The 13,334-nt window shown below is 44.0% G+C and carries 12 protein-coding genes, 1 tRNA gene and 1 rRNA gene; 12 read left to right on the top strand and 2 right to left on the bottom strand.

Features of this window, described 5'->3' with window-relative positions; all coding sequences use genetic code 11:
* Positions 1–6 precede the first annotated feature (6 nt).
* The 7 genes from FOC72_RS01545 (at position 7) to FOC72_RS01575 (ending at position 6,862) form a co-directional block, all read left to right on the top strand.
* Positions 7–747, top strand: a complete 741-nt coding sequence (locus tag FOC72_RS01545; RefSeq protein WP_002893499.1) for a Stp1/IreP family PP2C-type Ser/Thr phosphatase — start codon at positions 7–9, stop codon at positions 745–747.
* Positions 744–2,597, top strand: coding sequence for a Stk1 family PASTA domain-containing Ser/Thr kinase (gene pknB / locus FOC72_RS01550; RefSeq protein WP_002893497.1), 1,854 nt, complete (start codon positions 744–746; stop codon positions 2,595–2,597). Before FOC72_RS01545 ends, pknB begins: the two co-directional genes overlap by 4 nt.
* Positions 2,598–2,741: 144 nt before the next feature.
* Positions 2,742–3,437, top strand: coding sequence for a cell wall-active antibiotics response protein LiaF (gene liaF, locus FOC72_RS01555; protein WP_002893496.1), 696 nt, complete (start codon positions 2,742–2,744; stop codon positions 3,435–3,437).
* Positions 3,434–4,453, top strand: coding sequence for an envelope stress sensor histidine kinase LiaS (locus tag FOC72_RS01560; RefSeq protein WP_002893495.1), 1,020 nt, complete (start codon positions 3,434–3,436; stop codon positions 4,451–4,453). The genes liaF and FOC72_RS01560 overlap by 4 nt, the downstream gene beginning before the upstream one ends.
* Positions 4,431–5,063: a response regulator transcription factor gene (locus tag FOC72_RS01565; RefSeq protein WP_002893493.1), complete on the top strand. Its 633-nt coding sequence runs from the start codon at positions 4,431–4,433 to the stop codon at positions 5,061–5,063. Before FOC72_RS01560 ends, FOC72_RS01565 begins: the two co-directional genes overlap by 23 nt.
* A gap of 39 nt (positions 5,064–5,102) precedes the next feature.
* Positions 5,103–6,503 (top strand): bifunctional Cof-type HAD-IIB family hydrolase/peptidylprolyl isomerase, encoded by a 1,401-nt coding sequence (locus FOC72_RS01570; RefSeq protein ID WP_002893492.1) that lies wholly within the window; start codon positions 5,103–5,105, stop codon positions 6,501–6,503.
* Positions 6,503–6,862: a S1 RNA-binding domain-containing protein gene (locus tag FOC72_RS01575; RefSeq protein WP_002893490.1), complete on the top strand. Its 360-nt coding sequence runs from the start codon at positions 6,503–6,505 to the stop codon at positions 6,860–6,862. The genes FOC72_RS01570 and FOC72_RS01575 overlap by 1 nt, the downstream gene beginning before the upstream one ends.
* Before the next feature lie 104 nt (positions 6,863–6,966).
* Here the strand turns inward: FOC72_RS01575 and cysK are convergent, their stop codons facing one another.
* Together cysK and FOC72_RS01585 are read right to left on the bottom strand one after the other, a co-directional pair.
* Positions 6,967–7,896, bottom strand: a complete 930-nt coding sequence (gene cysK, locus FOC72_RS01580) for a cysteine synthase A (RefSeq protein ID WP_002893488.1) — start codon at positions 7,894–7,896, stop codon at positions 6,967–6,969.
* A gap of 100 nt (positions 7,897–7,996) precedes the next feature.
* Positions 7,997–8,629, bottom strand: coding sequence for a YigZ family protein (locus tag FOC72_RS01585; protein ID WP_002893485.1), 633 nt, complete (start codon positions 8,627–8,629; stop codon positions 7,997–7,999).
* Positions 8,630–8,684: 55 nt separating this feature from the next.
* Between FOC72_RS01585 and FOC72_RS01590 the strand changes: the two genes are divergently transcribed.
* From FOC72_RS01590 to FOC72_RS01610, 5 genes are all read left to right on the top strand, one after another.
* Complete coding sequence (locus FOC72_RS01590; RefSeq protein WP_002893483.1) at positions 8,685–9,983, top strand: ATP-dependent helicase ComFA; 1,299 nt, start codon at positions 8,685–8,687, stop codon at positions 9,981–9,983.
* Positions 9,980–10,645, top strand: a complete 666-nt coding sequence (locus tag FOC72_RS01595) for a ComF family protein (protein WP_002893482.1) — start codon at positions 9,980–9,982, stop codon at positions 10,643–10,645. Before FOC72_RS01590 ends, FOC72_RS01595 begins: the two co-directional genes overlap by 4 nt.
* A gap of 81 nt (positions 10,646–10,726) precedes the next feature.
* Complete coding sequence (gene hpf / locus FOC72_RS01600; protein ID WP_002893481.1) at positions 10,727–11,269, top strand: ribosome hibernation-promoting factor, HPF/YfiA family; 543 nt, start codon at positions 10,727–10,729, stop codon at positions 11,267–11,269.
* Positions 11,270–11,599: 330 nt separating this feature from the next.
* Positions 11,600–13,147 (top strand): 16S ribosomal RNA (locus tag FOC72_RS01605).
* 64 nt (positions 13,148–13,211) lie between these two features.
* Positions 13,212–13,284, top strand: a tRNA-Ala gene (locus tag FOC72_RS01610).
* The last annotated feature ends 50 nt before the right edge of the window (positions 13,285–13,334 follow it).

Raw genomic sequence — 13,334 nt, forward strand, 5'->3', positions numbered from 1 at the left:
GACAGTATGGAAATTTCATTATTAACAGATGTTGGTCAAAAGCGTACAAATAACCAAGATTATGCCAATCTTTTTGTGAATCGGGCGGGCAAGACCCTTATCATCTTGGCAGATGGTATGGGCGGTCACAGAGCTGGAAACATTGCCAGCGAAATGGCTGTGACAGACTTAGGAGCTGCTTGGGTTGATACACAGATTGATTCGGTGAATCAGGTGCGTGAATGGTTTGCGGAGCACTTGGAAGAGGAAAATCAGCGTATTCATCAATTTGGTCAAGATGAAGAATACAAGGGCATGGGAACGACTTTGGAAGCCTTGGCTATCATTGATAATCAAGCCATCTATGCTCATATCGGCGATTCTCGTATCGGCTTGATTCGCGGTGATGAATACCGCCAGCTGACTAATGATCACTCGCTTGTTAATGCTTTGTTGAAAGCTGGACAAATTACTCCAGAAGAAGCGGAGCGTCATCCGCAGAAGAATATCATTACCCAGTCTATTGGTCAAAAAGACGAAGTGCAGCCTGACTATGGCATGATTACCTTGGAAGATGGTGACTACCTCCTGCTTAACAGTGACGGTCTGACCAATATGATTTCAGACAGTGAAATTTGTGACATTGTCACCAGCGACATCAGTCTGTCTGAAAAAACAGAAACCTTAATTCGCTTTGCCAACAATGCTGGAGGGCTGGATAACATCACAGTTGCTCTGGTTCGCTTTGACAAGGAGGATAAGGCATGATTCAAATCGGCAAAATCTTTGCCGGGCGATATAAAATTATCAAGCAGATTGGCCGCGGAGGTATGGCAGATGTCTATCTGGCCAAAGACTTGATTTTGGATGGTGAGGAAGTTGCGGTAAAGGTTCTTAGGACCAATTACCAGACAGATCCTATCGCTGTCGCGCGTTTCCAGCGGGAAGCTAAGGCGATGGCTGACTTGGACCATCCGCACATCGTTCGGATTACTGATATTGGGGAAGAAGATGGCCAGCAGTATCTGGCTATGGAATACGTGGCAGGTCTTGACCTCAAGCGCTATATCAAAGAGAATTCTCCGATTTCAAATGAAGAAGCAGTCAGAATCATGGGACAAATCTTGCTGGCGATGCGCTTGGCGCATACACGCGGTATTGTCCATCGTGACCTGAAACCACAAAATGTCCTCTTGACCCCAGATGGCAATGCCAAGGTAACAGACTTTGGAATTGCGGTGGCCTTTGCGGAGACAAGTCTGACTCAGACTAACTCAATGCTGGGCTCGGTTCATTATCTATCGCCTGAGCAGGCACGTGGCTCTAAAGCAACTGTTCAGAGTGATATTTATGCGATGGGGATTATTTTTTATGAGATGCTGACTGGTCATATCCCTTATGATGGGGATAGTGCCGTTACGATTGCTCTTCAGCATTTCCAAAAGCCGCTGCCATCCATCATTTCTGAAAATCCTAATGTGCCTCAGGCCTTGGAAAATGTGGTCATTAAGGCAACAGCCAAAAAACTGACGGATCGCTATCAGTCAGTTGCAGAGATGTATGTTGACTTGTCCAGCAGCTTATCTTATGAGCGCCGGAATGAAAAGAAATTAGTCTTTGATGATGTTGCGAAAGCAGACACCAAGACCTTGCCAAAAATCTCACCTGTACCGCAGCCGGCAGTTCCACCTGTTAAGCCAACTCCGGCTAAAACGGAAGCGGATGAAGTTAAGGAAGAGACAGCTGATGCGGTTAAGAAAGTTCCAAAGAAACGTCGTTTGAGAACGCGTTACAAGGTTCTTTTCTTTGCAGTCCTATTGGTTTTGGCGGCTTTTGTTGTCCTTCTTTATAATAGCCCATCCAATACCAGCGTGCCAGATGTTTCTGGTCAGACTGTGGCAGAGGCTCGCTCCGCTATCGAAGCTAAGAAGCTGGTTGTCGGAGAGGAGAAGGAAGAATACAGTGACAATGTTGAATCTGGCAAAGTCATTAAAACTGATCCACAGGCAAATAGTCAGCGCCGCGAAGGCAGCAAGATTGACCTGATTATCTCCAAGGGACCCAAGACCTTTGTGATGGAAGATTATGTCGGACAAGCAAAATCAGCCGTGGTTGAAAATCTGAAAACAAACTATAATGTTTCTGAGAAATTGATTGAGATTGTTGAGGAAGAATCGGACGAGTACGAGCCAGGTCAGGTGATTCGTCAGTCTCCGGCAGCTGGTTCGACCTATGATTTGACTTCTAATCATAAGATTAAGCTGACAGTGGCGAAAGAAGTGACTAGTGTGTCCATGCCTGACTTTGGCAGCATGCAGTACACCTACGCCAATGCACGGTCTTACTTGATCCAAATGGGAATTTCTTCTTCCCGAATTGAGCGAGTTGTTGACCGTTCGGTCACTTCGACTCAGGCAGACTTGGTAACTTCCCAGTCACCAGCAGCAGGTCAGACAATCGATCTCAAGTCTAATGAAAAAATCACTCTTTACGTGACAGAAGCAACAACACCATCGTCATCTAGTTCGTCATCATCATCGTCTAGCAGTAGCTCAAAGAGCAGCTCATCGTCTGAAGATAGTGGACATGGAACAAGTTCTAGCTCATCTGATAGTTGATTAATAAACCGTCCATTTTAAGTTTTTTAGCTTAAAACGGATGGTTTTTCTTTTTTGCTGGACAAATTTCCCTATTTCATGCCTTGGACGGAGGTTTTTTGGTTTAATTTTGTTAAAATAGGAAGGTAGAGAAAGGAAACGGCTATGTGGAAGGTTCAATTATTTGTCTTTGTTGAAACAGTCTTATTATCCATGGCATTGGTGACCATGTTGGCAGCTGATTTTTCACGAGTTGTCATTATCTTGGTCCTTTTTTTGCTGCTGCTCTATTATTACTTCGGCAAGCAAAAAGGGAATTTTCTGCTGGTTGCTTCCATGATTATGCTGTTTTTCATTATCATGCTCAATCCCTACGTCATTGCTGCCCTTTTATTCGCGCTGGTTTATGGAATGATTGTGGCCTACCCATACATTTATAAGGAAAATCAAGAAACCCATCTCGTTTACGAAGAAGATGTGGAAATTCAGAGTGAGAAGAATCGCTGGTTGGGGGACCTGCAGCATTTTTCTAAGGATAGCTGTCAATTCCACGACATCAATCTCTTGCGCATTGTTGGGAAAGACACCATTCATTTGGAAGACGTGATTTTGGTCAACCATGATAATGTCATTGTCATTCGAAAGGGGTTTGGTGATACCAAGATTATTGTGCCGCTGGATGTGGAAATTCAGCTGCAAATCAATACTCTTTACGGGGAACTGAACTTTCTGCATCATCCATCCCGCAAGCTGCGCAATGAAACCATTTCGCTGACGACACCAGACTATAAACGGGCCAATAAGACAGTGAAGATTGTCCTCGTCAGCTTCTTAGGAAATGTGGAGGTTGTCAGAAAGTGAAGAAATCAAATTATTTTCTCATTCTCCTCTATACTTTCTTTGTCTTATTTATCATCTTTCACTATATTTTCAATATTTTTGATTTTACTTGGCAGGAGCTCTTTGATGATTTGGAGTTGTTGCAGTCATTTGTTTTCTTTGTTGTGATTATTGGTTTATCACTGACCATTCTGATTGTGATAGCAGCCCGCTTGATACAATATCTGTCGGTAGCCCATGTGCAAAAAAATCTTCGGCGTTTGCTGGATGGACGGAGGCTGGAGCCGACAGATCAGCCTGAACTGGATAGCTCTCTGCATCAGCTTGAGAGAAGGCTGCACCGTCTGACAGAAAATCTCCAAAAGTCTGAGAACCAAACCCTGCAGACGGAAGAGAAAATTATCGAAAAAGAACGGCGGCGGATTGCGCGCGATTTGCACGATACTGTCAGTCAGGAATTATTTGCAGCCAATATGATTCTTTCAGGAGTGGCTGGAAATGTAGAACGGCTTGATGGAGAAAAGCTGCAAAAACAGCTCAAGGGGATTGCCGATATTCTTGACACAGCCCAGAAGGATTTGCGGATTCTTCTGCTCCATCTACGGCCTACAGAGTTGGAAAATAAGACTCTGGTAGAAGGCATGGATGTGATTATCAAGGAGCTGACTGATAAAAGCGACATTGATGTTCACTTCAATCATCAGGTTGGGCATCTACCCAAACAGATGGAGGAGCATGTTTTCAGAATCATGCAGGAAATTATCAACAACACACTGCGGCATGCCCAGGCCAGTCGGTTGGATATTTACCTCTATCAGGCGCCTAATGAGCTTAAAATCAAGGTATCTGATAATGGCGTCGGTTTTGATCCGCTGGCTCAGGATGAACTCAGTTACGGCTTGAAAAATATGGAAGACCGTGTACGGGATATGGCGGGTACCTTTAAGCTTTTGACAGCCCCCAGAAAAGGTCTTTCTATTGAAATCACAATACCTTTACTAGAAGGAGAAGATCATGAAGATATTGTTAGTGGATGACCACCAGATGGTCAGATTGGGATTGAAAAGTTACCTGGAACTGCAAGAGGATATAGCTGAAGTATCCGAAGCAGTTAATGGCAAAGAAGGTGTGGAGAAGGCTTTGGCAAGTCGTCCGGATGTGATTATCATGGATATCGTCATGCCTGAGATGAATGGGATTGAAGCGACACTGGCCATTTTAAAGGAGTGGCCGGAAGCAAAGATTCTGATTTTGACTTCTTATTTGGATAATGAAAAAATTTATCCTGTTCTGGATGCAGGCGCTCATGGATACATGCTTAAGACTTCCAGCGCTGAAGAAATTCTGCGTGCCGTTAAAAAAGTGGCCAAGGGAGAATTTGCCATTGAAACAGAGGTCAGCAAGAAAGTGGAGTACCATCGTAACCATATCGAGCTCCATGAGGATTTGACAGCTCGCGAGCGTGATATTTTGGGGCTTTTAGCCAAGGGTTATGAAAATCAACGGATTGCGGATGAGCTTTTCATTTCCCTCAAAACGGTTAAGACTCATGTCTCCAATATCCTGTCCAAATTAGAAGTGAGCGACCGCACTCAGGCAGTTGTTTATGCTTTTCAGCACCATCTTGTCCCACAAGAAGACTTTTAATGGTATAATAGAAAAGATTAAGATTGGACAAGGGGAGATATGGACGCGAAATTAAAGTATAAGGCAAAAAAGATAAAAATTGTCTTTTTCGATATAGATGATACCCTGCGAGTCAAGGATACAGGTTTTATCCCAGATTCTATCCAGACAGTTTTCAAGCAGTTGAAAGACAAAGGGATTTTGACGGGTATTGCGTCTGGTCGAGGAATGTTTGGTGTCGTGCCGGAGCTGAGAGCTTTGCAGCCAGACTTTTTCGTTACGCTGAATGGAGCTTATGTCGAAGACAGCAAAGGGAAGGTGATTTCTCAGACGGTTATCCCGTCCGATAGAGCGACATCCTATATTGCTTGGGCTCGGGAGGAAGGAATTGAATATGGTTTGGTCGGCAGCCATGGAGCAGCCTTGTCCAATCGAAATTCTCTGATTTCAGAGGCCATTGATGTGGTTTATCCAGATTTGCCTGTAAATCCAGACTTTCATTTAGACAAGGATATTTATCAGCTTTGGACTTTTGAGGATAGAGGAGATGGCCTGCAGTTGCCAGAGGCGTTAGCGGAGCATCTGCGTTTGGTTCGCTGGCATCCTCATTCGTCAGATGTCGTGCCGACAGAAGGTTCCAAGGCAGCCGGAGTTTCCAAGGTTGTCGAGCATCTGGGCTTCAAACCTGAAAATGTCATGGTTTTTGGCGACGGACTCAATGATTTGGAATTGTTTGACTATGCCGGAATTGGCATTGCCATGGGCGTTTCCCATGAAGAACTGCGAAAAAGAGCAGATTATATTACAAAAACAGTAGAAGAAGACGGTATTTTTGCCGCTTTAGAGGAGTTAGGTATGGTAGAAAAAGAATTACATTTTCCACAAGTAGAACTTGCAGCAGCAGAAGGTCCAAAAGCGACTATCAGGACTAATCATGGGGACATGAAAGTTCAGCTGTTTCCAGAACAGGCACCAAAAACAGTCGCTAACTTTATTGCCCTTGCTAAAGATGGATATTATGACGGTGTGATTTTCCACCGCATTATTCAGGACTTTATGATTCAGGGTGGCGATCCTACTGGTACCGGTATGGGCGGTCAGTCTATTTATGGCGACAAATTTGAAGATGAGTTTTCACCAGAATTGTACAATATTCGTGGGGCTCTTTCCATGGCAAATGCTGGGCCAAATACTAATGGCAGTCAATTTTTCATTGTTCAAAATAAAAATCTTCCTTATTCAGCTAAGGAATTAAGCCGCGGCGGCTGGCCTGAAGCTATCGCTGAAGTCTATGCCAGTCAGGGAGGAACACCGCATTTGGATCGGCGCCACACTGTCTTTGGTCAGCTGGCTGATGAAGCGTCCTACCACGTTTTGGACAAGATTGCAGCTGTTGAGACGGGGGCTATGGATAAGCCGGTGGAAGATGTTGTGATTGAAACGATTGAGGTTGAAGACTGATGAAAATCGGTGATAAATTAAAAGGCAAAATCACAGGGATTCAGCCTTATGGAGCTTTTGTTGAGCTGGAAAATGGAACAATTGGTCTGATTCATATCTCAGAAATTCGTCCGGGTTATATTGAAAATATCCATGATAGTGTAAAGGTTGGCCAGCAAGTCTTGGTTCAGGTTGTGGATTATGATGAATTTTCTGGGAAGTCCAGTCTGTCCATGCGGACCCTGGAAGAAGAAAAGCACCGCCTCCCTAGACGCCACCGCTTCTCAAACGACCGCTGTAAAATTGGTTTTGAGCCTTTAGGTAGACAGCTGCCTATCTGGATCAAAGAGGCAAAAAAATTTTTAAAAGAAGAAGCTTAAAAAATATCCTGTTCAATAAGAGAACAGGATATTTTGTTTAGATAGAATTGCCATTCAAATCATAGCCGAGTGCTGAATTGAAATGGACATGTTTTCAAAAAATACTAAGCATCAAATTCGTAGAGAGCGGTAGACAGGTAGCGTTCGCCGTTATCAGGAGCCAGAGCAAGGACTTTCTTACCAGCTCCTAGTTTTTTCGCTACTTCAATAGCTGCGAAAATAGCAGCGGCAGATGAAATTCCCACTAAGAAGCCTTCCTGACCGCCAATATAGCGTCCGAATTCCAGTGCTTGATCAGAAGTTACGCGGACAATACCGTTGTAGGCTTCTGTATCTAAGGTCTCTGGAATGAATCCAGCTGAAAGTCCTTGGATTTTGTGAGGGCCTGGCTTCTCACCAGAAAGGATAGCAGATTCGTCTGCTTCGACTGCGTAGATTTGGATGTCCGGATTAACTTTTTTGAGAGCGTGAGATACACCTGAAATAGTTCCGCCAGTTCCGACACCGCCTACAAAGGCATCCAGTCCGGTTTCACCGAAAGCAGCGATAATTTCTGCTCCTGTAGTTCGTTCGTGAACCTCTGGATTGGCCGGATTATTAAATTGCAGTGGCAGCCAGCCATTTCGTTCTTGTGCGATTTCTTGTGCTTTTGCAATAGCGCCTTTCATTCCTTCGCTACCTGGAGTCAAGACTAACTCAGCACCATAAGCTTGGATAATTTTGCGGCGCTCCACACTCATGGTCTCTGGCATAACAATGACAACCTTGTAGCCTTTGGCTGCTCCGACCCATGAAAGACCAATACCAGTATTTCCGCTGGTTGCTTCAACGATAGTATCGCCAGGCTTGATAAGGCCATCGCGTTCAGCCGCCTCAATCATGCTGAGAGCAATACGGTCTTTGACAGAAGAACCAGGATTGAAGGCCTCTAACTTCACATACACCTCTGCAGCTCCTTCTGGAACCAAGTTGTTCAATTTGACAATGGGGGTTTGCCCAATTAGTTCTGTAATGTTTTGATAAATACGTGACATAGAATACATACCTCAATATAATTTAATAGAATTAGTATAAAATGAAACAAGCGCTTTGTAAAATATAAAAAAGCTATGAGAGCCATAGCTTTTCTTTATGTCAAAACATCAAGGGGACTTCTACTTGGCGCAGTCCTTGATCCATCATCTCCAATTTGCCCTTAAAAAACTCAGTCAGTTTGTCTTTAAGCAGTTCTCTTTCACCTTTGTCAACGAAAAGAAGAGTGGAGACAGTATCTGTAAATTCAGTATCGTATTCAGCAAGATTTTCCGCCTTGAGAAAATTTGCAAAATCCTGATACTGGCTGTAAGACAGTTTTAGGCGTAGGCCAGCCTGTTCTTTTATTTCAACCAGCCCAATCTCCTTAATAGCAAAAGCAACACTGCCGGCATAAGCTCGAATCAGACCGCCGGCTCCTAGTTTAATACCGCCAAAATAGCGAGTAACCACCACGCAAAGATTGGTCAATTCATGCTTTTCTAAGACTCCCAGCATGGGAACTCCAGCTGTTCCGCTGGGTTCTCCATCATCGCTGGTCCGCTTAATATCGCTCTTTTCTCCAATGATAAAAGCAGAGCAGTTATGAGTAGCCTTGTAATGTTCTTTTTTTATAGCAGCGATAAAAGCGCGAGCCTCTTCCTCAGAGTAAACTCGTTTTACATGGCAGATAAAGCGGGATTTTTTAATTTCCTCTTGAACCATACCATCTTCTTTAATTGTCTTAAATTCCATAACTATATTTTACAAAAAAAGACGAATTTTGCCAAAAAATTACGAATAAATAAGTATGTTAGAGTTACAAGATTGTTTAGGACGGATATTTACAGAAAATCAGTTAGAGCCTAGCTTGCGAGCACAAGCAAAAGAAATTCCCAGTATCCGAGAAGAAAAAGGCAAGCTCCACTGTGGACGCTGCAACAGCTTGATTGAACGAGAAAATCAGCTACCTGTTGGAGCTTATTATTGTAGAGAATGCTTAATATTGGGCCGGGTACGGAGTGACCAAAAACTTTACTATTTTCCTCAAGAGGATTTTCCTAAAAAACAGGTGCTTAAATGGCAGGGGCAACTGACAGAGTTTCAGGGGAAGGTCTCCAAAGGCTTACTGGATGCGCTAGAGAAAAGACAGAATACGTTAGTGCATGCTGTTACTGGCGCTGGAAAAACAGAAATGATTTACCAAGTGATTGCAAGAGTTATTGATAGAGGAGGGTCTGTTTGCTTGGCCAGTCCGCGGATTGATGTTTGTTTAGAACTTTATCGGCGCCTAAAAGAAGACTTTTCTTGTGAAATAGCCCTTCTGCATGGGGAGTCAGAAGCTTATTTTCGCAGCTCCTTGGTAATTGCGACCACCCACCAGCTCTTAAAATTTTATCGGGCTTTTGATTTGTTGATTGTGGACGAGGTAGACGCCTTTCCTTATGTGGATAATCCCATACTGTATCACGCTGTAGAGCGTTCAGTTAAAGAGGATGCTACAACTATTTTTCTGACAGCCACTTCCACAGATGAACTGGATAAAAGAGTTCAAAAAGGTGAGTTGAAACGCCTGAGTCTTCCCAGAAGATTTCATGGTAATCCCTTGACCATCCCTCAGAAAATTTGGTTATCTGATTTTCAAAAACATCTTCAGAAGAAGAAAATAGCACCTAAACTTTTGAACTATATAGAAAAACAGAGGGAGACCCAATTTCCTCTCTTAATATTTGCTGCAGAAATTCAAAGAGGAGAGGATTTTGCTCATGCTTTGCAGATAGCTCTGCCTGATGAAAAACTGGCTTTTGTCGCCTCCACAACAGAAAATCGCCTAGAGATTGTCGAGCAGTTTCGTCGCAAGGAGATCACTATTTTGGTGACAACGACTATCTTAGAGCGTGGAGTAACCTTTCCTGGTGTAGATGTTTTTGTCTTGGAAGCCAATCATCGCCTGTTCAGTCGTAGTGCTCTGGTTCAGATTTCAGGCCGAGTTGGCCGTAGTATGGATAGACCGACTGGACAGTTGCTATTTTTTCATGATGGGACTACCCTTGCTATGGAAAAGGCAATTCGGGAAATGAGAGATATGAATAAGGAGGCGGGATTATGACAGAGTGTCTTTTATGTAAGGAGCAAATTAAGGAGAAAGGCAGTTTTTTACGGCTTTTTCTATTAAAAGAAGAAGGACCAAGCTGCTGCTCCACTTGTTATCAAAATTTTGAACGCATATCTGAAGAGCATTGCCCACGCTGTTTTCGAAACGGGCAATCAGATTTATGTGCAGATTGCCAAAAATGGGAGAAAGAGGGGAATCAAGTCCAGCATCAGTCACTATTTACCTATAATGAAGCAATGAAGGAATATTTCAGTCAATTCAAGTTTCAGGGAGACTATGTATTGCGCTTTGTATTTGCAAAAGCAGCTAAAAAAGCAGTCAAAATGTTTAGAGAGCATACCATTGTTCCGATTCCAGTCAGTATCGAAAAATTTCAAGTGAGAGGTTTTAATCAAGTTCAGGGGATTTTAGATGCTGCAAACTTGTCATACAGAGATATCTTAGAGAAAAAAGACACCCTAGCACAGTCGAGCAAGACACGTGAGGAGCGTCTGCAGACGCAGCAGGCTTTTAAAATTAAGAATGGAGTTGATTTGCCGGATAAAATTTTGCTGGTTGATGATATCTATACGACTGGAAAAACCTTGCAATTAGCCAAGCAAATCTTGCTGGAAGCAGGAGTGAAAGAAATTTTGACATTTTCAATCGCAAGATAAGAAAAAATTTGCAAAAAAGGAATGAAAGCGTTATAATGATATTATAAATAAAACATTTATGTTTAGAAAGAAGGTACTTATATGCTTAAATATAGTATCCGTGGTGAAAACCTAGAAGTAACAGATGCTCTCCGTGACTACGTAGTTTCTAAACTTGAGAAGATTGAGAAGTATTTCCAAGCAGAGCAAGAACTTGATGCGCGTGTGAACCTCAAGGTTTACCGTGAAAAGACTGCGAAAGTGGAAGTAACAATTCCGCTAGGCTCCATCACTCTTCGTGCAGAAGATATCTCTCAGGACATGTATGGATCAATTGATTTGGTCACAGATAAGATTGAGCGCCAAATCCGCAAAAATAAGACCAAGATTGAAAGAAAGAATCGCAATAAAGTTGCTACAAGTCAGCTTTTCACAGATTCCTTTGCTGAAGAAGCAGAAGAAATTCCGTCAAAAGTTGTTCGTTCAAAACACATAGATTTGAAGCCAATGGACTTGGAAGAAGCGATTCTGCAGATGGATTTATTGGGACATGATTTCTTTATCTATTCCGATGCTGAGGACAGCAGCACAAATGTTATATACCGTCGTGAGGATGGAGATATTGGCCTGTTAGAAGTCAAATAAATAATCTAAAAAGGTTGAGAGCAAGTTTCTCAACCTTTTTAGATTATAGAAAGTCATGCACTCAGGTGGCATAAACCAGCTTCCTGCTCACAAAGAAATTAACTTTATACTTAGAACTGAAAAATAAACTTTAAAAAAATCAAAAAAGATTAAAAAAGGTATTGACAGTTGGTGGGTATAGGTGATATACTAATATAGTTGTCGCGAAAGACAAAGCCCTTTGAAAACTGAACAAGACGAACCAAGTGCAGGGTGACATAGAGATATGTAACCTGTCAAAAAACGAAAATAAATCTGTCAGTGGACAGTAATGAGTGCGAACTCAAACTTTTTAATGAGAGTTTGATCCTGGCTCAGGACGAACGCTGGCGGCGTGCCTAATACATGCAAGTAGAACGCTGAAGAGAGGAGCTTGCTCTTCTTGGATGAGTTGCGAACGGGTGAGTAACGCGTAGGTAACCTGCCTGGTAGCGGGGGATAACTATTGGAAACGATAGCTAATACCGCATGAAATTGCTTATCGCATGATAATTAATTGAAAGATGCAATTGCATCACTACCAGATGGACCTGCGTTGTATTAGCTAGTTGGTGAGGTAACGGCTCACCAAGGCGACGATACATAGCCGACCTGAGAGGGTGATCGGCCACACTGGGACTGAGACACGGCCCAGACTCCTACGGGAGGCAGCAGTAGGGAATCTTCGGCAATGGGGGGAACCCTGACCGAGCAACGCCGCGTGAGTGAAGAAGGTTTTCGGATCGTAAAGCTCTGTTGTAAGAGAAGAACGGGTGTGAGAGTGGAAAGTTCACACTGTGACGGTATCTTACCAGAAAGGGACGGCTAACTACGTGCCAGCAGCCGCGGTAATACGTAGGTCCCGAGCGTTGTCCGGATTTATTGGGCGTAAAGCGAGCGCAGGCGGTTAGATAAGTCTGAAGTTAAAGGCTGTGGCTTAACCATAGTATGCTTTGGAAACTGTTTAACTTGAGTGCAGAAGGGGAGAGTGGAATTCCATGTGTAGCGGTGAAATGCGTAGATATATGGAGGAACACCGGTGGCGAAAGCGGCTCTCTGGTCTGTAACTGACGCTGAGGCTCGAAAGCGTGGGGAGCAAACAGGATTAGATACCCTGGTAGTCCACGCCGTAAACGATGAGTGCTAGGTGTTAGGCCCTTTCCGGGGCTTAGTGCCGCAGCTAACGCATTAAGCACTCCGCCTGGGGAGTACGACCGCAAGGTTGAAACTCAAAGGAATTGACGGGGGCCCGCACAAGCGGTGGAGCATGTGGTTTAATTCGAAGCAACGCGAAGAACCTTACCAGGTCTTGACATCCCTCTGACCGCTCTAGAGATAGAGTTTTCCTTCGGGACAGAGGTGACAGGTGGTGCATGGTTGTCGTCAGCTCGTGTCGTGAGATGTTGGGTTAAGTCCCGCAACGAGCGCAACCCCTATTGTTAGTTGCCATCATTCAGTTGGGCACTCTAGCGAGACTGCCGGTAATAAACCGGAGGAAGGTGGGGATGACGTCAAATCATCATGCCCCTTATGACCTGGGCTACACACGTGCTACAATGGCTGGTACAACGAGTCGCAAGCCGGTGACGGCAAGCTAATCTCTGAAAGCCAGTCTCAGTTCGGATTGTAGGCTGCAACTCGCCTACATGAAGTCGGAATCGCTAGTAATCGCGGATCAGCACGCCGCGGTGAATACGTTCCCGGGCCTTGTACACACCGCCCGTCACACCACGAGAGTTTGTAACACCCGAAGTCGGTGAGGTAACCGTAAGGAGCCAGCCGCCTAAGGTGGGATAGATGATTGGGGTGAAGTCGTAACAAGGTAGCCGTATCGGAAGGTGCGGCTGGATCACCTCCTTTCTAAGGAGTCCGTAAGGACACACGGAATGCACTTGCGTCTTGTTTAGTTTTGAGAGGGCTATGTGGGGCCTTAGCTCAGCTGGGAGAGCGCCTGCTTTGCACGCAGGAGGTCAGCGGTTCGATCCCGCTAGGCTCCATTATCTAGTTTGACTAGATAAAGAACTTGTCCATTGAAAATTGAATACCG

Source organism: Streptococcus sanguinis (assembly GCF_013343115.1).
GTDB lineage: Bacteria > Bacillota > Bacilli > Lactobacillales > Streptococcaceae > Streptococcus > Streptococcus sanguinis_H.

What these genes read in the sequence shown, in the direction of transcription:
- FOC72_RS01570 (WP_002893492.1), top strand. Translation starts at nt 5,103, where the DNA reads ATGGACGCGAAATTAAAGTATAAGGCAAAAAAGATAAAAATTGTCTTT.
- FOC72_RS01545 (WP_002893499.1), top strand. Translation starts at nt 7, where the DNA reads ATGGAAATTTCATTATTAACAGATGTTGGTCAAAAGCGTACAAATAAC.
- hpf (WP_002893481.1), top strand. Translation starts at nt 10,727, where the DNA reads ATGCTTAAATATAGTATCCGTGGTGAAAACCTAGAAGTAACAGATGCT.
- pknB (WP_002893497.1), top strand. Translation starts at nt 744, where the DNA reads ATGATTCAAATCGGCAAAATCTTTGCCGGGCGATATAAAATTATCAAG.
- cysK (WP_002893488.1), bottom strand. Translation starts at nt 7,896, where the DNA reads ATGTCACGTATTTATCAAAACATTACAGAACTAATTGGGCAAACCCCC.
- FOC72_RS01595 (WP_002893482.1), top strand. Translation starts at nt 9,980, where the DNA reads ATGACAGAGTGTCTTTTATGTAAGGAGCAAATTAAGGAGAAAGGCAGT.
- FOC72_RS01565 (WP_002893493.1), top strand. Translation starts at nt 4,431, where the DNA reads ATGAAGATATTGTTAGTGGATGACCACCAGATGGTCAGATTGGGATTG.
- FOC72_RS01575 (WP_002893490.1), top strand. Translation starts at nt 6,503, where the DNA reads ATGAAAATCGGTGATAAATTAAAAGGCAAAATCACAGGGATTCAGCCT.
- FOC72_RS01590 (WP_002893483.1), top strand. Translation starts at nt 8,685, where the DNA reads ATGTTAGAGTTACAAGATTGTTTAGGACGGATATTTACAGAAAATCAG.
- liaF (WP_002893496.1), top strand. Translation starts at nt 2,742, where the DNA reads ATGTGGAAGGTTCAATTATTTGTCTTTGTTGAAACAGTCTTATTATCC.
- FOC72_RS01585 (WP_002893485.1), bottom strand. Translation starts at nt 8,629, where the DNA reads ATGGAATTTAAGACAATTAAAGAAGATGGTATGGTTCAAGAGGAAATT.